We start from the raw sequence: 19,445 nt of genomic DNA, 5'->3' as shown, positions 1-19,445 counted from the left end.
TTCCCGCGAGAGAACGTACGGGTCTCGCGAGAATCGACGTCTCGCCAGAATCGACGTCTCGCCAGAATCGACGTCTCGCCAGAATCGACGTCTCGCCAGAATCGACGTCTCGCGAGGAGTGACCCCTCGGCGGTCAGGCGAGCTTCTCGAGGATCAGCTCGCGTACGCGTCCCGCGTCGGCCTGGCCTCGCATCGCCTTCATCACCGCGCCGATGAGAGCACCCGCGGCGGCGTGCTTGCCGTCACGGATCTTCTGTGCGACGTCCGGATTCGCGGCGATGGCCTCGTCGACGGCCGCGCCGAGTGCACCGTCGTCGCTGACGACGGCGAGTCCGCGTGAGGCCACGACCTCGTCGGGGTCGCCCTCGCCGGCCATGACTCCCTCGAGGACCTGCCGGGCGAGCTTGTCGTTGATGGTGCCCTCGTCGACGAGCGCCTGGACGCGCGCGACCTGCACCGGCGTGACGCCCTGGTCCGTGACCGGCGTCTGCGACTCGTTCGCGCGACGCGCGATCTCACCGAGCCACCACTTGCGGGCGGCCTGCGGGGAGGCGCCCGCCGCCACGGTCTGCTCGATGGCGTCCAGTGCACCGGCGCCGACGGTGTCGCGCATCTCCAGCTCGGAGAACCCCCAGGCCTCGGCCAGGCGAGCACGGCGTACGCGCGGCGGCTCGGGCAGGGTGCCGCGCAGCGTCTCGACCCACTCCCGGCTCGGGGCGACCGGGGTCAGGTCCGGCTCGGGGAAGTAGCGGTAGTCCTCGGCGTCGGACTTCGGGCGGCCGGAGGTGGTGATGCCGGTGTCCTCGTGCCAGTGCCGCGTCTCCTGCAGGATCGAGCCGTCGCCGGCCAGGATCGCGGCGTGGCGGCCCATCTCGTAGCGCACAGCGCGCTCGACCGATCGCAGGGAGTTGACGTTCTTGGTCTCGGTGCGGGTGCCGAGACGCTCGGAGCCCGTCGGGGCCAGCGACAGGTTGACGTCGCAGCGCAGCGACCCCTGCTCCATCTTGACGTCGGAGACGCCCAGGCCGAGCAGGATCTCGCGCAGCTGCGCGACGTACTCCCTCGCCACGACCGGCGCGAGCTCGCGGGTGCCGGTGATCGGCTTCGTGACGATCTCGATCAGCGGGATGCCGGCGCGGTTGTAGTCGACGAGGGAGTAGTCGGCGCCGTGGATGCGTCCGGACTCGCCGACGTGCAGCGACTTGCCGGTGTCCTCCTCCATGTGGGCCCGCTCGATGCCCACGCGGACGACCCGGGACCCGCCCTCGGCGGTCTCGTCCGGCACCTCGACGTCCAGGTGTCCCTCGAACGCGATCGGCTCGTCGTACTGGGAGGTCTGGAAGTTCTTCGGCATGTCGGGGTAGAAGTAGTTCTTGCGCGCGAAGCGGCACCACTCGGCGATCTCGCAGTTGAGCGCCAGGCCGATGCGGATCGCGGACTCGACCGCCGCGTGGTTGACCACGGGCATCGCGCCAGGGAGTCCCAAGCACGTCGGACAGACCTGCGTGTTCGGCTCGGCGCCGAACTCGGTCGGACAGCCGCAGAACATCTTCGTGGCGGTGCCGAGCTCGACGTGCACCTCCAGACCGAGCGCGGGGTCGAAGCGCGCGAGGGCCTCGTCGAAGGACAGCACCTGGTCGGTGTCGTGGCGGGTGGCCGTCATGGCTGCTCCCGGTCGTCTGGGTCGGAGTCGTCAGGGGTCTGGTGGCCGGGGTCGGACCCGGACCGTGGGGGCGGCGGGTGGATGGCGCCTCCCGCGGGAGGGCCCTCTCGCGGTGGCCGCGGTGGCCGCGGTGGCCGCGGTGGGCGTACGCCGAACCCTGCCGAGGTGTCGCGCCGGTCGATCTCCTCGGCCTTGATGCGCGCCCAGGCACCGAGCCCGAAGGCGACGGCCCCCGCCACGGCGACGAGACCGACCACGCCCAGCCCGATCGACCGGTTGCGGATGTCGCGCTCGACGTCGAGGTCGATACGGGCCGGGTCGACGCTGTCACCGCCACCGAGCACCAGCAGAAGCCCCGCGAGGACGATGAGCAGCCCCGACCCCACCCACGCGAGGAGTGAGAGGAGGCGCAGACCGCGGGAGGACTGCATCAACGCGGCCCCGCGAGCAGCGACTCCGCGGCGGCCCCGACGCGGTAGAGGCGGTCGTCGGCGAGCGCGGGTGCCAGCACCTGCAGCCCCACGGGGAGCCCGTCGGCGAAGCCGCTGGGCAGCGAGATGCCGGGGATGCCGGCGAGGTTCGCCGGGATGGTGGTGATGTCGTCGAGGTACATCGCCACGGGGTCGTCGAGCTTCTCCCCCAGCGGGTACGCGGTGACCGGGCTGGTTGGGCTGACCAGCACGTCGACCTGCTCGTACGCCGCGGCGAAGTCGCGCTGGATCAGCGTGCGCACCTTCTGGGCCGACCCGTAGTAGGCGTCGTAGTAGCCCGAGGACAGCGCGTACGTGCCGAGGATGATGCGCCGCTTCACCTCGTCGCCGAAGCCGGCGTCGCGCGTGGCTCGCATGACCTGCTCGGCCGTCGGCGAACCGGCGCCCTCGGGCAGCTGCGGCATCGTGCGCAGGCCGTACCGCATCGCGTCGAACTTGGCGAGATTGCTCGAGGCCTCGCTCGGCATGATCAGGTAGTAGGCGCCCACGGCGTAGGAGAAGCTCGGGCAGGAGACCTCGACGACCTCGGCGCCGGCCTTCGTGAGCAGCTCGAGCGCGTCGCGGAAGCTGGACTCGACGCCGGCCTGGTAGCCCTCGCCGGACAGCTCGGAGATGACGCCGACGCGTACGCCGGTCAGGTCTCCGGCGGCTCCTTGCCGCGCGGCCTCCACGAGCGCGCCGACGGGGTCGGGCAGGGAGGTGGAGTCCTTGGGGTCGTGACCTCCGACGACCTCGTGGAGCAGCGCCGCGTCGAGGACGGTGCGCGAGCACGGCCCGGCCTGGTCGAGGGAGTTCGCCATCGCCACGAGGCCGTAGCGGGAGATGCCGCCGAAGGTCGGCTTGACCCCGACGGTGCCGGTCATCGACGCGGGCTGGCGGATCGACCCGCCGGTATCGGTGCCGATGGCCAGCGGCGCCGTGAAGCTGGCGACCGCGGCCGCGGAGCCGCCGCCGGACCCACCGGGGATCCGTGTGGTGTCCCAGGGGTTGCGCGTGGGCCCGTACGCCGACCGCTCGGTGGTCGAACCCATCGCGAACTCGTCCATGTTGGTCTTGCCCAGCATCGGCAGTCCGGCGCTGCGGAGCCGGGTGACGAGGGTGGCGTCGTACGGCGGGACCCACCCCTCGAGGATCCTCGAGCCGCAGGTCGTGGGCACCCCCTTCGTGGCGAGCACGTCCTTCACCGCGACGGGCACCCCGTCGAGCGCGGAGGCGCTGGTGCCGGCGGCGCGCCGGGCGTCGGACTCGCGGGCGGCGGCCAGCGCTCCGTCGGCGTCGACGTGGAGGTAGGCCGCCACCTCGCCGTCGACCTCGGCGATGCGGTCGAGGTGCGCCTGCACCAGCTGCTCGGAGGTCACCTCGCCCTCGGCGAGCGCGCGGGCCATCTGCTCGGCGGTGGCCCCGATCGGCCCGTCGGGTGCCGTGGTCAGGTCGGTGCTGGGCGCACTCATGCCTCCTCCCCCAGAATCCGCGGCACCGCGAAGCGCTGCTGCTCGCTCTCCGGGGCGGCCGCGAGCGCCTCCTCGGCGCTCAGGCCCGGGGTGACCACGTCGTCGCGGAAGACGTTCGTCAGCGGCAGGGCGTGGCTCGTCGGGGGGATCGAGTCGTCGGCCACCGCCTCGCTGATCTGGGCGACCGACTCCAGGATCAGGCTCAGTTGCGGAGCGAGGTGGTCGAGCTCGGAGTCGGTGAGGTCGATCCTGGCCAGCTCGGCCAGGTGGGCGACCTCGTCGCGGGTGATGTCGGGCATGGGGTGAGTCTAGGGACCGGCGCGCGCGGCGCCTCCCCCGCCTTCACCGGTGCACCCGGCACGTTCGACGGGTGCCGAGGGTGTCGTACGCACCGGTCACGCGTCGTCGCCGGGCGTCGCCATCTCCGACGGGAGCGCGTCCGGTCCCTGCTCCAGCAGCACCGTGAACCCGGCCTCGTCGAGGACCGGCACGCCCAGCTGCTCGGCCTTGTCGGCCTTGGAGCCGGGTGAGTCGCCGACGACGACGTACGCGGTCTTCTTGCTCACCGACCCGGCCGCCTTCCCGCCGCGGGCGAGGATCGCCTCCTTGGCCTGGTCGCGCGAGTAGTTCTCGAGCGACCCGGTGACGACGATCGACATGCCCTCCAGGTGGCGTACGACGCTCGCGTCGCGCTCGTCGGCCATCGTCACCCCGGCGGCCTCCCACCGGTCGACGATCGAGCCGTGCCACTCGTTGCCCGGTGCGTCGAACCAGCGGCGCACCGAGGCGGCGATCGTCGGGCCGACACCGTCGACGGCCGCGAGCGTCTCCTCGTCGGCCTCGCGGACGGCGGCCATGGAGCCGAGCTCGGTGGCGAGGGCGCGTGCCGCGGTGGGACCGACATGACGGATGGACAGCCCGACGAGCACCCGCCACAGCGGCGCCTCCTTGGCCTTGTCGAGGTTGTCGAGCAGCCGTTGCCCGTTGGCGGAGAGCTGCGGGCCCTCCTCACCCTTCTTCGGGGCACGCGTGAACAGGTCGGTCTGCCGGAGCTTGTCGGCGTCGAGGTCGAAGACGTCGCCCTCGTCGGCGATCACCCGCGCTTCCAGCAGGGCCGTGGCGGCCTCGTAGCCCAGACCCTCGATGTCGAAGGCGCCGCGCCCGGCGACGTGGAAGACCCGCTCCCGGACCTGCGCGGGACAGTGCTGGTGGTTGGGGCAGCGGAGGTCCTTGTCACCCTCCTTCTGCTGGGCCAGCTCGGTGCCGCACACCGGGCAGTGGGTCGGCATCGTCCACGGCTCGAGTCCCGCGGGCCGCAGGTCGAGCACCGGCCCGAGGATCTCGGGGATGACGTCGCCGGCCTTGCGGAGGATGACGGTGTCGCCGGGGCGTACGTCCTTGCGCTTGACCTCGTGCGCGTTGTGCAGGGTCGCCATCTCGACCGTGGAGCCGGCGACCGGTGTCGGCTGCATGCGTCCGAACGGCGTGACCCGTCCGGTGCGGCCGACGTTCACCTCGATGGACAGCAGCGGGGCGTGCACCTCCTCGGGCGGGTACTTGTACGCGATCGCCCACCGCGGCGCCCGCGATGTCGAGCCGAGCCGACGCTGGGCGGAGACGTCGTCGACCTTCACGACCACTCCGTCGATCTCGTGGTCGACGAACTCCGGGTCGTGGCGCCGCTCCCCCGCCTCCTCCACGAAGGCCTGCACGTCCGGCAGCGAGGTCAGCACCCTCGCCCGCTCCGAGACCGGCAGCCCCCAGGCGGCCAGCGCCTCGTACGCGTGGGACTGGGAGTCGGGCCTGAAGCCCTCGGCCGCCCCCATCCCGTGGCAGACCATCGCGAGCGCCCGCGTCGCGGTGACCCGCGGGTCCTTCTGGCGCAGTGAGCCGGCGGCGGCGTTGCGGGGGTTCGCGAAGGGTGGCTCCCCGGCGTCGAGGCGGGTCTCGTTGAGCTGCGCGAAGGCCGTGACCGGGAAGTAGATCTCGCCACGCACCTCGACCAGGTCGGGCACGGGGTGATCCTCGCTGCCGCTCAGACGGTGCGGGATCCCGGCGATGGTGCGGACGTTGTGGGTGACGTCCTCCCCCACCCGGCCGTCCCCGCGGGTGGCGGCCCGCTCGAGCCGCCCGGCGCGGTAGAGGAGGTTGATCGCCAGTCCGTCGACCTTCAGCTCGCACAGCAGTGCCGGCGACGGGACGCCGTCCCGCTCGACGCGGGCGAGCCACTCGGCGAGGTCGTCGGCGTTGAACGCGTTGTCGAGGCTCAGCATGCGCTCGAGGTGCTCGACCGGCGTGAAGTCCGTCGACACGGCGCCGCCGACGGTCTGGGTCGGCGACTTCGGCGTCCGCAGGTCGGGGTACGCCTCCTCCAACGCCTCGAGCCGCTGCATCTTCTCGTCGTACGCCGCGTCGCTCAGCGTCGGCTCGTCGCGCACGTAGTAGCGCCACCGCGCGTCGTCGATCTCCTCGGCGAGCAGCCGGTGCTCGGCCCGCGCGTCGTCAGGGGTCGTCTGCGGCACCGACTCGTCGGACTCAGGGGAGCTCACAGCGCCATCATGCCCACCTCCACCGACATCCGGGTGCGCCGGCGCCTCAGACGCTGGTGTCCGCGTGCGGCGTGCGTACGCCGTGCAGGCGGTGGGCGTCGGGCAGGCGGCGCCGACGACGCATGTGCCACAGGATGAGCAGCGAGGTCACCGCGGCGTACACGCACCACAGCGATGCGAACGCCTGTGTGTAGAGGACGGCGACGACCGTCAGGCCGACGAGGTTGGCTGCCCCGAAGCCGATGATCGTGGGGTAGCCGGACAGCAGGCAGGGCCCGACGACGGCCACGACGTACAGCACGGCCCACAGCGGCCCCCAGCTGAGGTCGACGCCGTAGACCAACGCGTGCGGTTCCTCGCGCACGTCGATCGGTCCGGAGAACATCGCCCACGCGAGGTAGCCCGCGACCACCAGTCCCAGGGCCGCGAAGGGGGCGACCCTCAGTCGCGCGCCGGTCGGTTCGAGCAGCAGGATCGCGAGCGGCACCAGCGCCGGGAGGAACGGCAGCGCGATGAAGACGTAGGTGGTGGCCGCCGCGGCGGACACGCACGCCGACACCGATCCGTCCTGGCCGGCCCACACGAGAGTCTCGACGAGCTGGTGCAGGGCGAAGACCAGAGGCAGCGACGCGGAGGGCAGCTCCCTGACGTGCCGCACCTCGCGGAGGGTCAGACCGGCGACGGGGAGCAGCGCGACGCCTGCGACGACATCGGCCTCGAGCGAGAAGCACACGAGGCCGGCTGTTCCCACGGCCGTCGATCTCCACACCATGCCGTCACCTACCCTGCACCCGTGGACCCTGCCGGCACGAGCACCGACGTCGAGGAGTTCCTGCCGCGCCGTCGTCCGACGCAGGAACGGGGTCACCGGCGCTTCGACGCGATCCTCACCGCGGCCCGGACCCTGCTCACCGAGGTCGGCATCGAGTCCTTCACCGCCGACCAGGTCGCCTCCCGGGCGGGGGTGCCGATCGGGTCAGTGTACCAGTTCTTCGGCAACAAGCACGCCATCGTCTGCGAGCTCGACCGGCTCGACACCCGGCACGTCATGGACGCGCTCGCCGACTTCGCCGCCGAGATCCCCAGCCTCGACTGGGCCGAGCTGCTGGAGAAGCTCCTCGACCACCTCGCGGGGCTCTGGCGCACCGACCCCTCGCGCCGGGCGGTATGGCTGGCGATGCAGTCCGTGCCCGCGACGCGCAGCCTCGCCGCCCAGCACGAGCGAGAGCTCGCCGCCGAGGTCACCCGTCTGCTCGCGCCGCTGACACCGGGGTCGGCCATCGCGCACCGGCAGAGCATCGCCGAGGTGCTCGTGCACGTCACCTACTCGATGCTCAACTTCTCGATCCGCGACGGCCAGTCGCACCCCGATGCCGTCGTGCAGCTGAAGATGATGCTGACCGGCTACCTCGTGCGCGCCGAGGCCGACGCCGCAGCCCGACGGGCCTGATCCGGCACCGCGGCGCCAGCGACGGGGTCGGGCTCGAGCAGGCCCGCCATGCGTACGACGGTCTCCCGCAGGTGCGAGGGCCGCACGACCTCGTCGACCGAGCCGACCTCGGCGGCGCGTCGTACGTCGTGCACCCGGTCGAACTCCCGAGCGACGGCAGCCTGCTCGATGCGGCGCAGCCTCTCCGGGTCCGCCCCCGGGGCGGAGGCCAGCTTCTCCTTCACCCGGCGGTCGACCTCGCGCACCATCACGACGCCCGCGGCGGAGTCGCCACCGATGACCGAGACGTACGTGCCGTCCAGCGCCACGATCCTCACCTCGGGGTTGAGCGCCTTGGAGAACACCACGTACGCCCCACCGTGGAAGCGACCCAGCACGGCCACCACCAGCGGGCCCTCGAAGTTCGTCACGGCGCGGGCGATCTCGGCGCCGAACTCGAGCTGCCGACCGCGCATGCTGCGCGCCGAGCCGTCGAAGCCGGCGAGGTTCGCCAGCACGACCACGGGCCGGTTGCCGGAGGCTGCGTTGATGGCGTGCGCGACCTTGCGCGACCCCTCCGGGTGCAGCGTCTGGCCGCTGAGCCAGCCGTCGCCGGTGTCCCGCGGCACAGGGCGCGACTCGATACCGATGACGCTCGCCGGGGCGCCGCCGAGACGGGTGTCCCACACGATCGTCCCGCCGGCGTCCGCCATGTCGCTCCACCGCTCCAGCACCGGCGCGTCGCGGTCGGCGAGCGCGGCCATGACCGGCCGCATGGCGAACGCCTGCTTCCGGTCGGGGTGGGTGAGCTCCTCGAGGATCTCGCCGATGGAGTCGAAGGGCTCCGGCTCGGTGTAGGCGTCACGGGTCACGTCGCGCACCACCGGGTCGGGGCTGCCGACCCGGGCCGGCGAGCCGTCGGTGCGCCGGGTGCACAGCGAGTGGTGGGTGAAGACGAGGCGGTACGCCTCCACGACGTCTGCGACCCTGTGGTGCGCCTCGCCGTTGGGGCCCATGACCTGGTCGTAGCCGCCGATCGCCGCGTCGTCGCGGTGCTTGCCGCCGCCCGACAGCGCGAGCGCGTTCTTGCCGGTGAGCACCATCGCCTGGTCACCGACCATGACGAGCATGCCGGAGTGGTGGCCGAGCATGGTGGCCTCGGCGTTCCAGTAGGACTGTGCCCCGACGTTGACGCCGTTGACGATCACGACGACCGAGCCGCCGGTCTGCGTGAACTGCACCAGCCGGGCGACGACGGCCGCGCACCAGTCCATCGTCTCGGTGCCGGTGTCCCACGCGATGCGGGCGCCCGCGGAGACCGCGACCCACTCCAGCGGCAGTCCGCGCTGCTCGGCGAGGTCGATCGCGGCGAGGATGCGGCGGCACTCGGCCTCGCTGACCGCGCCCATCGCCCTCGAGGAGTCCCCACCGATCCAGACGCGGGAGACGCCGTCGGGGTGGCCGTCGACGACGTGGGTCATCACACCGACCATGACGCCGCTCGTACGCACGTGGCCCGGACCCACCTCGGTGAGCCGGTCGCCGGTGCGCGGCGAGGGACGCAGGGTGCCGCCGTCGAGCCGCAAGGGCTCGCTGTCCTCGGCGAGGTCGAGCTCGACGAAGCTGCCCGAGCGCGCGGCTGCACCCAGGCGCGGGTCCGCCTCGGGTCCGCAGACGGTGGCGACGACCTGATGGGGCGGGAGGGGTCGCGGCTTGCGCACGCGGCCCGGCGCCACGGCCTCCTCACCGGCCGGGGCGTCGAGGGACACGACGGCCTCACCGGGCTCGAGCACGTCGCCAACGGGCGCGAGGCTGCGTACGACACCCGCGGAGGGGGCGACCACGGTGCTCTCGCACTTCATGGTCTCGGTGACCACCAGTGCGTCGCCGGCCGCGACCGCGTCGCCGACGGCGACGACGTGGCGTACGACGAGCCCGGGCAGCTGCACGGAGACGTCGGTGGATTCGATGCTGTCGCGGGTGCTCATGCGGTGGTCTCCTCGGTGGTGGGTCTGCGCGGGATCAGCACGGCGTACGCGCAGGCGACGTCGGCCTCGGCGTCGTGGCTGAGGGACACGAGGACCTCGTGTCCGGTGAGGGCGTCGGCGACCGCGCCGTGCAGGCGGATCGCGACCCGGCCCAGGGCGTCGGAGCGCACCTCGATCTCACGCCAGTCGAGGTGGTCGCGGCCGATGACGTCGGCGCGACCGAAGCGGCTTGCCGACCACGCCTTGACCACGGCCTCCTTGGCCGCCCACCGCGCCGCCAGGCTGGCGTCGGGGTGGGGGCGGGAGGTAGCCGTACGCCGCTCCCCGGGCGTGAACACCGCGGCGAACCGGGTGCCCGGCGCGCCCAGCTGGGCGGCGAAGGCGCTGATGCCGACGACGTCCACGCCGACTCCCGTGGCCGGGCTCAGGTCGGGCAGGTCGAGGTCGTGAGCCCCTCGCTGCAGCGGCACGCTCACGCGCCGCTCACCGGGTAGGTCCCGTCCTCCCCGAGCCGTGCGGCCGGATCCAGCAGCAGGGCCTGCTCGTCGCGGCGGGTGGCGAGCTGGTCGGCGTCGTCGAAGCGGCGTCCGTCGACGCGGGTGAACAGCGCCTCGCCGCCGCACATGGCCTCCTGACGACGCCGTTCCCCCGCGGCGAGCCGCTCGCTCGCGGCGACCAGCCACGTCTCGCGCTCGGCGTCGGTGAGCGTCGCCGCGAACGCCGCCGGGTGGGCGAGCGCGATCAGCGCGGAGACGTGCCCGAACCCGAGACTGGTGACCAGGCCGGCCCGGAGCGGTCCGGTACGCAGCGTCTCGCGCAGCCACACCAGGTGCGGGTTCTCCGCGAGCTGGGCGTCGACGCAGTCCAACGACCGGTTCGGCGGGATGGTGCCGGTCGTCAGCAGCTGGCTGAGCCCGATCAGCTGGAAGGCGGCCGCGCCGCCCTTGGCGTGACCGGTGAGCGACTTCTGGCTCACGACGTACATCGGTGCGCCGGCCGAGCGGCCGAGCGCCCCGGCGAGCGCCTCGTGCAGACGGGACTCGTTCGGGTCGTTGGCCGCGGTGGACGTGTCGTGCTTGGAGACCACCGCGACGTCGTCGGCACCCAGGCCGACGCTTGCCAGCCCACGGGCCAGCGGTGAGTCGGTACCGCCGATGCCCGCACCCATCGCGCCCAGGCCGGGGGCCGGGATCGAGGTGTGGATGCCGTCGGCGAAGGAGCCCGCGTACGCGACCACGCCGAGCACGGGCAGCCCCATCCGCAGCGCGACGTCACCGCGGGCGAGCACGACGGTGCCGCCGCCCTGGCCCTCGACGAAGCCGCCGCGACGACGGTCGTTGGGGCGGCTGACGTGTGCGGGCTCGATGCCCTTGCCGAGCATCTGGTCGGTGTCGGCCGTGGCCGACATCGAGCCGAAGCCGAGGATCCCCTCGAGCCCCAGGTCGTCGAAGCCGCCGGTGACGACCACGTCGGCCTTGTCGAGGCGGATCTTGTCGACCCCCTCCTCGACGCTGACCGCGGCCGTGGCGCAGGCGGCGACCGGGTGCACCATCGAGCCGTAGCCGCCGAGGTACGCCTGCACCGTGTGCGCCGCGATGACGTTCGGCAAGGCCTCCTGGAGCACGTCGTTCGGGGGCTTCTCGCCGAGCATGGCGTCGACGTACATCTTGCGGGTCGACTCCATGCCGCCGATGCCGGTCCCCTGGGTGTTGGCGAACCGGGTCGGGTGGATCCAGCGCAGCATCTCCGCCGGGGTCACACCCGAGGAGACGAAGGCGTCCACGGTCGCCACGAGGTTCCACGCGGCGAGGCGGTCGGTGGTGCCGACCATGTGGCCGAGGCCCCAGACCGCGGGGTCGAAGCCGTCCGGCACCTGCGCACCCACGTGGCGCGAGAGCTTGAACCGGCGCGGCACCCGGATCTCGGAGCCGGCCAGGCGGGTGACCCGCCAGTCCGAGGAGCCCGGGTCGGGAGCGATGCGCGTGTGGTCGGGGTCGGAGGCCAGCAGGGCGCGGGCCTCGTCCTCGGTGCGCACCGTGAAGGAGGTGTCCTCGTCGAGGTAGACGGGCACCACCAGCGGCGCGGTGCCGTCCTGCAGCGCGTTGTCGTCGCGGAACGGGCGGATGCCGACCGCGTCGGTCACCTGCTCGGCGAACCGCTCGACGACCTCGGCCTCGGTGAGCAGCTCGCCGGTGGCGGAGTCGCTCCAGCCGGGCTCGGGGTCGTTCTCCCAGGTGATGAGCCCGGTCGTCCATGCCAGCTCCAGCACCCCGGCCGGGCTGAGGGCGTCCTCGACCTCCAGCTCGAAGCGGGTGCGCGAGGAGCCGATCGGGCCGAGCTCGCCCGCGCCGACGACGACCACGAGGTCCTCGGGGCGCGCGGTCGTCTCGGGCCACGGGTCGGAGTCCGGCATCGTCGGCTGGGACACGCCCCACCCGGCCGGGTGGGTCAGGGCGAGCAGCGGCTCGACCGAACTCTGTGCCCCCTCGGCGTGACTGTGTGTCCTCTCGGCGGTGTGGGCGTCACGGGCGAGAGCGGCGAGGTCCAGGTCGACCTCGCCCAGCCCACCGGTGAGGTCCACGGTGACGGGGGCTCCGGCGGCCCGGTCGCGCGTCCGCGGGTCGCACAGCGTGAGCAGCTCGGCGGCCATCTCGGCCGGCGACCAGGTGCGTACGCCGGCCTCGGTCACCGCGTCGACCAGCGGGTCGTTGTGGCCCATGAGGCCGGTGCCGCGGACCCAGCCGATGTGGGCGTGCACCAGGGAGGTGCGGGCGGCCCAGGCGGTCTCGGCGTTCCAGCGCTGGCAGAAGGCGTCGAAGGCAGCCTTGGCCTCGCCGTACGCGCCGTCGCCGCCGAAACGGCCACGGTTGGGCGAGCCGGGGAGCACGACGTGGATGCGGGACCCGACCCGGTGGTCGGCGCCGGCGGCGCCGAGCCCGGTGACGAGCCGCTCGACACCCCACACGAGCACACGGAAGGCGACCTCGGAGGTCGGTCCGGCGTCGGCCGCGCTGCCCTGCACGCCGGGGGCCGCGAACGGGAAGACCAGCGTCGGGGCGAGCGCCGGACGCACCTCGGTACGCGCCCCGCCGGCGGTCTCGGTGACCGGGGAGGTGATCCACCGCGTCAGGGCGTCGACGTCGGCGAAGGACGCCAGGTTGGCCGGCAGCACCCACAGGGCCGCGCCGACCGCGGCGTGGTCGCGGTAGAGCTGCTTGAAGAACGCGAGCCGCCTCGCGTCGAGCCGCGAGGTGGTCGCGACGACACACGCCCCGCCGCGGAGCAGGTCGGCGACGACGGCGGCGGCGATGGAGCCGGGGGCCGCGCCGGTCACGACGGCTGTCTCCCCCGCCCACTCACCGCTGGTGTCGGCCTCGGCGAGCACGCGGCCGTAGAAGCTGACGAGGTCGGTGCGCTGCGCGGCACGCGCCCGGTCGAGCCACCAGCGGGCCTGGGTCGCTGCGGCCTCGTCAAGTGCGGTGAAGCACCGCGCCGTCACCTCGCCGTCGGTGTCGTCGTGGTGCCAGGCACGGGCCAGGTCCTCGCGGACCGAGGCCCACCGGTCGTCGAGGAGCACCGCGCGGCGCTCGTCGAACGTGCCGGTCACCGCGCGGGCCCAGTCCGACCCGAGCTCGGTCTCCACGAGACGGGCGAGCTCGGCGTCCAGGTCGGCGCTGTCGGGGGTCTCGTCCAACACGTCGGGACCGTGGCCGTGGTCGGCCAGCCCGAGGCGGCCCAGCAGGTCGCGGGCGGTGCCGGCGAGCACGCCGTCGGCGCCGGTGATGGCGTCGGTGATCTCCGCCAGCGCGGCGGAGTCGACGGTGGCTCCGCCACCGGTGGAGGCGGCGGGCTTGGCCACCGCGACGCCCTGTGCCGAGGCGACGACGCCGACGGCGTGGTCGACGACGGCGGCGAGGTCGCCGCCGAGCACGGACGCGTCGTAGCCGAGGTCTCCGCCGCGCGCCGACGTGCCGTCGCGCAGGCCGAGCGTCAGCTCGGCGACGACGTGGGAGACCCAGCCGGCGCCGAGCTGCCAGGTGCCGGTGACGTGGTCGGCGATGGCCTGGGGCTTGGCACCCTTGGAGCCGGCGAAGGAACGCAGGGCGTCGGCACTGGCCTCGGTGAGCACCGGGCCGAACGCCGTGTAGGTGCGCGCCAGCTTGTTCACGGTGCCCGCGAGCGCCTTCCAGTCGGCCTCGGCCGCGCCGTCGATGGCGCCGAGGTTCAGCTCCGCCCCGAGGTCCACGAGCAGCTGGTTGCGTCGCGAGGAGACGCCGTCGCACAGCGCCTCGATCGTGTCGGCGGACCCGATCTGGTCCGGACGCACCTTCGTCCGCAGGGCCACCAGGGCGGCGGTGGCATCAGCGGCGTCGAAGGACAGGTCGGCCGGGCGCGGGGCTCCCGCCTCGGCTGCGGGAGCTGCCGGTGCGACGGCCGACGGCGAGGGTGCGGGTGCCGCCTCGGTGGTGGTCCCGACCGCTTCGAGCGTCTCCTCGGCGGTCTCGCTCGGCTCCTCGGGCAACGTGCGCTCGTCGGTGGCGAGCACGACGGCCGCGTCCCGGGAGGAGTTGAGCACGGCCGGCCTCGTGGTGCCGGTGAAGCTGTCGAGCGCGACCGTCTTGGTCGCCAGGTTCGCCAGCGTCGGGGCGTCGGCGACGCCGACCTCGATGAACCGCTCCACGCCGAGCCCGCCCCCGACTCCGTCTGCGTCAGCGAAGAGCAGGTCCTGGGTCTCGATCCAGCGCACCGGGCTGGCGAACTGCCACGCGAGCAGCTCCACCAGCAGCGCCCGGCCGAGCTTCAGCGGGGTCCTGGACCAGGTCTTCCAGCGCTTCAGCACGCCGGCGAGCACCTCGGAGTCGACCGTGGCGGCGACCTCGGCGACGTACGCCTTGTCCAGCGCGAAGGGCTTCGGCACCAGGTTCGGCACGTAGCGGCCGACCAGCGGCGTGACGTCCATGTCCTCGGGCAGCAGGTCCTCGAGATGACGTCGGAAGTCGGCGACGCCGTCGTGCAGCTCGGAGGAGTGGAACGGCACGTCGATGCCGGGCACCAGCACGTACGCGGCCTTGCCGCCGTGCTCGGCGCGCCGCTTCTCGATGGCGGCCTCGAGCACCTCGAGGCCGGCGATCGTGCCGGCGACCGCGTACTGCGAGCCCCGCAGGTTGTAGTTCACGATCTGCAGGAACTCGTCGCACCCGGCGGCCACACCCGCGACGAAGTCGGTGACCTCCTCGTCGGACAGGCCGGCCTGCGCGGGACGGATCGCCGCGAGGCGGTAGTTGCTGCGGCCCTGGGCGTCGCGCGGCACCAGGGCGTGCATCGACATGCCGCGACGGAAGACGATCTCGAGCAGCGACTCCAGCGGCAGGGTGCCGGTGACGGCGGCGAGGGCGTTGTACTCCCCCACCGAGTGACCGCAGGTGACGGCGTCCTCGACGAAGACGCCGGCCTCGCGCAGCTCGGCGACCTGGGCGACCGCCAGGGTCGCCATGGCGACCTGGGTGAACTGGGTCAGGAACAGCACGCCGTCGGGGTGGCGGTGCGTCGCGCCGTCGGCGAGCATCTCGACGGGGTTGTCCCGCACGACCGCGAGGATCGAGAAGCCGAGCCGGGCCCGGGTGTGGGCGTCGGCACGGTCCCAGACCTCACGGGCCGCGGCCGAACGGGACCGGGCCTCCAGGCCCATCCCCTGGCTCTGGATGCCCTGCCCGGGGAACGCGTACGCCGTGCGCGGCGCCGCCACCACGGCGTCCGCGAGCATGACGAGCTCGCCGTCGACGCGGGCGGAGACCTCGAGCACGGTGTCGCCGTCGCGTACGCCGGTGCGCTCGACGGTGACCTCGACGGCTGCGCCCAGCGCCAGGGGCGCGGTCCACCGCACCGACCAGGCGCGGACCGGTCGCGGGGCGCGGGTCGCGTCGACGCCGGCGGCGGCGTGCTGGCCGACGGCCGAGAGCCACATGCCGTGGGCGATCGGTGCGTCGAACCCGGCGAGGCGTGCCGCAGCCGTCTCGGTGTGCAGCGGGTTGTGGTCACCGGTGACGGAGGCGAAACCGGCCATGTCGACGGGGGCGTCGACGGTGAAGCGGTCCAGCTTGGTGCGGGGTCGCTCGACGGCGCCGTCGGTGACCGACGGCGGGGCGGTGACCTCGGCGGCGCCCTGAAGTCCGCTGCGGCCGCGCACGAGGAAGCGCTCGTGGGCCGTGGCGAGCAGCGCGTCCTCGTGACCGAAGGTCACCTCGACGCAGATCAGCCGACCCGCGGTCGTGGTCTCGGTGGCGGTGCGTGTGGCGCGTACGCGGATCTCGGTCCCGTCGGGGATCCGGGTGAGGTCGACGCCCGGCGCGAGCTCGAGGGTGTGGTCGGCGTGGACGAGGTCGAGGAGTCCCTCGACGGGGCCGATGGCCGCGAAGGTGGCGGGCCAGGCGAGACCCAGCAGCGCGTCCGGCACGGCCCCGGCGGCCGGGTCGACGACCTCGGTGCCCTCACCGTCGGTGGGACGACGGCGCACCGGGTCGGTCACGCCCACGTGGTCGGCCACGAGGCCCGGACGCCAGGTGGTGGTCCACGTGGCGGTCGGGCCCTCCGGGGAGTCGACGAGCTCGGGCAGGCTGCCGCCCGCGGTCACGCTGAGCAGCTCGCCCATGGCGGCGGTGGCGGCGTCGTCGCTGATGACGGGCAGTCCGCCGGTGCGGACGTCGGTGAGGTCGACACGCAGCCTCAGCCGGCCACGGGACAGCGGCACGGTGATCTCGGCCGTCTCGCGCTCCTCACCGGCGACGAGCTCCACCCGCCCGGCACCGGCGAGGCGGTGCAGGGGGTTGGTCACCGTGCGGCCGGCCCAGACGACGTCGTGGCTGGCTCGGAGCGCGTCGAGCAGGTCGGCGGCGTCACCGACGGCGGTCCGGCCGACGGCGGGGGTGACGACCGCACCGGTCTCACGGAGACGGTCGGCGATGCCGGCCTCGAACCGGTCGAGCAGGTCGGCGACGGGCTCGTCCGCGCGCTCGATGCCGGCCACGGCCACGGGGCCGGGGATGACGCAGACGGCGTCCGCGGCGTACGCGGGGTCGTGGGCCTGCCACAGGGAGTCCGAGCGCCACCAGCGACGCACGTCCGCGTCGACGACCGGCACGAACGGCACCGGCTTGCCGGGGCGCCGGAAGACCTGGAGCACGTGGGACACGTCGGCCGGGTGCAGCACGCAGGCGGCGGCCTCGGGGTGCGTCGCGACGAGGGCGTCGATCGCAGCCGCGGGGTCGGCGTACGCGGCGGTCTGCTCGACGGGGCGGTCGATCTCGCCGGAGTCCGCCGGGTGCACGCGGGCGACGGCGCGGTCGAGCAGGTCGGTGAAGCGGGCGGCGAGCGAGTCGTCGAGCCAGACGCTGTCCTCGACGGCGCCGGCGTCGCTGGCGGACCCCGCGGCCGGGGTGCCGGGACGGAAGCAGAGCTCGACGTAGCGGCGCAGGAGCTGCTCGTACGTCATGGCGGCGAGGTCACCGAAGTACGGCTTGGCGGTGGCAGCCATCGCGGCGACGATCTCGTCGCGACGCGCGGCGACGGCCTCGGCGTCACCGGCGACCTCGTCCAGCAGCACGCCGCAACGAGCCGCGGCGTTGTCGATCTCGTGGATGTCGGCGCCGAGCTGGCTGCGCCCGGAGACGACACCGCCGGCGGCGCGACCGGCACCGACCCAGCCGCCGTTCTCGGTCCGGGTCAGACCCGGGGTGTCGACGAGCAGCTGCTTCACGGCCGGTGAGGTGGTGGCCTCGGCGACGGCCATCGCGGCGGTGCCGACGAGCACGCCGTCGACGGGCATGGGGGTCTCGCCGTGGGCGGTGGCCCACTCGCCGGTGAGGTAGGTGGCCGCGGCCTCGGGGGTGCCGATGCCGCCGCCGACGCAGACGACGAGGTTCGCCACGGCGCGGAGGTCGGCGTACGTGGCGAGGAGCAGTTCCTCGAGGTCCTCCCACGAGTGGTGACCGCCGGCGACGCCGCCCTCGACGTGGGCGATGACGGGCACGTCGTCGTCCCGCAGGGCCTTCGCGATGGCCACGACCTGGCGGATCTGGGCGACGGTGCCGGGCTTGAAGGCGACGTGGCTGAGCCCTGCCTCGCGGAGCTCCCGCACGAGCGCGACCGCGTCGTCGAGCTCGGGGACACCGGCGGAGACGACGACGCCGTCCAGCGGGGCACCGGCCGCACGCGCCTTCTGCACGAGGCGCTGACCGCCGACCTGCATGCGCCACAGGTAGGGGTCGAGGTAGAGCGCGTTGAACTGGGCCGTGCGCCCCGGCTCGAGCAGCTCGCCGAGACGGGCGACGTTCGCCGCGAAGATCTCCTCCGTGACCTGGCCACCACCGGCGAGCTCGGCCCAGTGGCCGGCGTTCGCGGCCGCGGCGACGATCTCCGGGTCGACGGTCGTGGGGGTCATGCCGGCCAGCAGCACCGGCGAGGTGCCGGTGAGCCGGGTGAAGGCGGTGTCGACGACGGGGGTGCCGTCGCCGCGGTCGATCAGGCGCGGGGCGTGGTCGGACCAGTCCTGCACGCTCGGCAGCGTGGCGCCGGGGGTGAAGAGCTGCTCGCGACCGCGGCGGGTCGCGGCGGGCAGCACGCGGGCACCGCGGCCGCGCAGTACGCGGCTGGTCAGGTCGGCGGTCAGGGTGCCGGGACCGAGGTCCACGACGGTGCGCAGCCCGGACTCGGGGTGGCCGTCCTCACCGACGACGTCGGCGAGGTCGGCGGGCCAGTCGACGGGGTCGACGAGGATCGCCCGGGCGAGCTGGGCGATGAAGTCGCCGTCGAGCTCGCAGGCGTTCGCCCAGGTGACGGCCAGGTCGACCGCGTCGGTCATCGCGGGGTGGTGGAAGCCGACGGTCGTGGCGACGGCGTCCAGGGTGGGCGCGAACGCGCGACCTCCGCGCCTCTTGGCCTCGATGTCGGCGGCCTCGACCGCGGCCCGGGCCTCGACGGCACGGCGTACGCGGGCCAGCGCCGTGGCCGAGCCGCTCACGACGACCTGGCGGGGACCGTTGACCACGGAGACGACGGGGGTGTCCGCGGTGATCGGCTCCGCCGGGTCGCCCTCGGTGGTCGCGACCCCGGCGACGAGCTCGCGGACCACGGCGACGTCCTCGCCGCTGATGGCGAGCATGGGCGAGTCCTCGGGGCGACGACCACCCGCGAGCCCGACCCGGCGGGCGGTGATGGTCGCGGCGGCACCGATGAGACGGGCCATGGCGAGCAGGATGCTGTCGGCGTCGTCACCGGGCAGGTCCTCGCCCTTGGCGCGACGGCGGCCGGCGTAGGCCACCTGGCCGAGGATGCCCTGGGAGTGGCCGGCCACGGCGTGCGGCGAGGTGCGACCGAGGTCCAGGCCCTCGTCCGCGAGCAGGTCAAGCGTCGCGATCTGGCTCAGCAGCACTCCCGGCACCGACAGCGCGGCGGCGTCGGAGTCGGCCGGCGCGGACGTACGCGCCCACTGGATCGGCGTGAACGGCCGGGACAGGGCCGGGGCGACCTGACCCGTCACGGGACCGAGGATGCGGGTGGACCGCTCCACGACGCGCGACAGCCTCTCGCCCCGGTCTCCCTCGTCGAGCACCTCGCTGAGCGTGCCGAGCCAGTCCGAGCCCTGTCCACCGAAGGTCAGGGCGAAGGGTTCACCGTCGGTCAGACGGTCGGCGAACGGGGTCGCGGAGGCGGAGGAGGAGGTGCCACGGACGGTTGTCGAGGGATCGCTCATATGACAACACCATCAGGTTTTCGTCGTACGCGACAGTAACCTCACGTTTCTGGCGGGTCGCACGCTCAGAACGGTCCAGACGAACGGATTCGACCCGAGGCTCCCGGGCACCCTCGCTCGGCTGGC

At 73.6% G+C, this 19,445-nt stretch carries 10 protein-coding genes; 1 reads left to right on the top strand and 9 read right to left on the bottom strand.

Annotation, left to right across the window (positions count from 1 at the left end):
* Window positions 1–133: 133 nt before the first annotated feature.
* From gatB to KLP28_15015, 6 genes are all read right to left on the bottom strand, one after another.
* Window positions 134–1,663 carry an Asp-tRNA(Asn)/Glu-tRNA(Gln) amidotransferase subunit GatB gene (gene gatB / locus KLP28_15040; GenBank protein QWC84849.1) on the bottom strand — a complete coding sequence of 510 codons (1,530 nt, stop codon included), beginning with the start codon at window positions 1,661–1,663 and terminating at the stop codon, window positions 134–136.
* Entirely contained in the window at window positions 1,660–2,094 is a 435-nt protein-coding gene (locus tag KLP28_15035; GenBank protein ID QWC84848.1) for a hypothetical protein, read from the bottom strand. Before KLP28_15035 ends, gatB begins: the two co-directional genes overlap by 4 nt.
* On the bottom strand, window positions 2,094–3,605 hold the full coding sequence (gene gatA, locus KLP28_15030; protein ID QWC84847.1) for an Asp-tRNA(Asn)/Glu-tRNA(Gln) amidotransferase subunit GatA: 1,512 nt from the start codon (window positions 3,603–3,605) through the stop codon (window positions 2,094–2,096). The genes KLP28_15035 and gatA overlap by 1 nt, the downstream gene beginning before the upstream one ends.
* The gene (gene gatC / locus KLP28_15025; GenBank protein QWC84846.1) at window positions 3,602–3,904 is read right to left on the bottom strand and encodes an Asp-tRNA(Asn)/Glu-tRNA(Gln) amidotransferase subunit GatC; all 303 of its coding nucleotides are present in this window, start codon (window positions 3,902–3,904) and stop codon (window positions 3,602–3,604) included. Before gatC ends, gatA begins: the two co-directional genes overlap by 4 nt.
* A gap of 96 nt (window positions 3,905–4,000) precedes the next feature.
* A complete protein-coding gene (ligA, locus tag KLP28_15020; GenBank protein ID QWC87013.1) occupies window positions 4,001–6,085 on the bottom strand; it encodes an NAD-dependent DNA ligase LigA in 2,085 nt (694 codons plus the stop codon).
* Window positions 6,086–6,200: 115 nt separating this feature from the next.
* Window positions 6,201–6,926 carry a hypothetical protein gene (locus KLP28_15015; GenBank protein QWC84845.1) on the bottom strand — a complete coding sequence of 242 codons (726 nt, stop codon included), beginning with the start codon at window positions 6,924–6,926 and terminating at the stop codon, window positions 6,201–6,203.
* Window positions 6,927–6,986: 60 nt separating this feature from the next.
* On the opposite strand from KLP28_15015, the gene KLP28_15010 reads away from it, so the two are divergent.
* The gene (locus KLP28_15010) at window positions 6,987–7,604 is read left to right on the top strand and encodes a TetR family transcriptional regulator (protein QWC87012.1); all 618 of its coding nucleotides are present in this window, start codon (window positions 6,987–6,989) and stop codon (window positions 7,602–7,604) included.
* Here KLP28_15010 and KLP28_15005 read toward each other — a convergent pair.
* From KLP28_15005 to KLP28_14995, 3 genes are read right to left on the bottom strand one after another with little or no spacing between them, the layout of a single operon-like run.
* On the bottom strand, window positions 7,559–9,571 hold the full coding sequence (locus KLP28_15005; GenBank protein QWC84844.1) for a hypothetical protein: 2,013 nt from the start codon (window positions 9,569–9,571) through the stop codon (window positions 7,559–7,561). The genes KLP28_15010 and KLP28_15005 overlap by 46 nt on opposite strands.
* Window positions 9,568–9,999: a holo-ACP synthase gene (locus tag KLP28_15000; GenBank protein QWC87011.1), complete on the bottom strand. Its 432-nt coding sequence runs from the start codon at window positions 9,997–9,999 to the stop codon at window positions 9,568–9,570. Before KLP28_15000 ends, KLP28_15005 begins: the two co-directional genes overlap by 4 nt.
* Before the next feature lie 44 nt (window positions 10,000–10,043).
* Window positions 10,044–19,319: a DUF1729 domain-containing protein gene (locus KLP28_14995; GenBank protein ID QWC84843.1), complete on the bottom strand. Its 9,276-nt coding sequence runs from the start codon at window positions 19,317–19,319 to the stop codon at window positions 10,044–10,046.
* Window positions 19,320–19,445: the final 126 nt, after the last annotated feature.

This window comes from Nocardioidaceae bacterium (assembly GCA_018672315.1).
GTDB lineage: Bacteria > Actinomycetota > Actinomycetes > Propionibacteriales > Nocardioidaceae > TYQ2.
The sequence above is the reverse complement of the archived record's forward strand: the minus strand, read 5'-3'. Positions and strand labels throughout refer to the sequence as shown.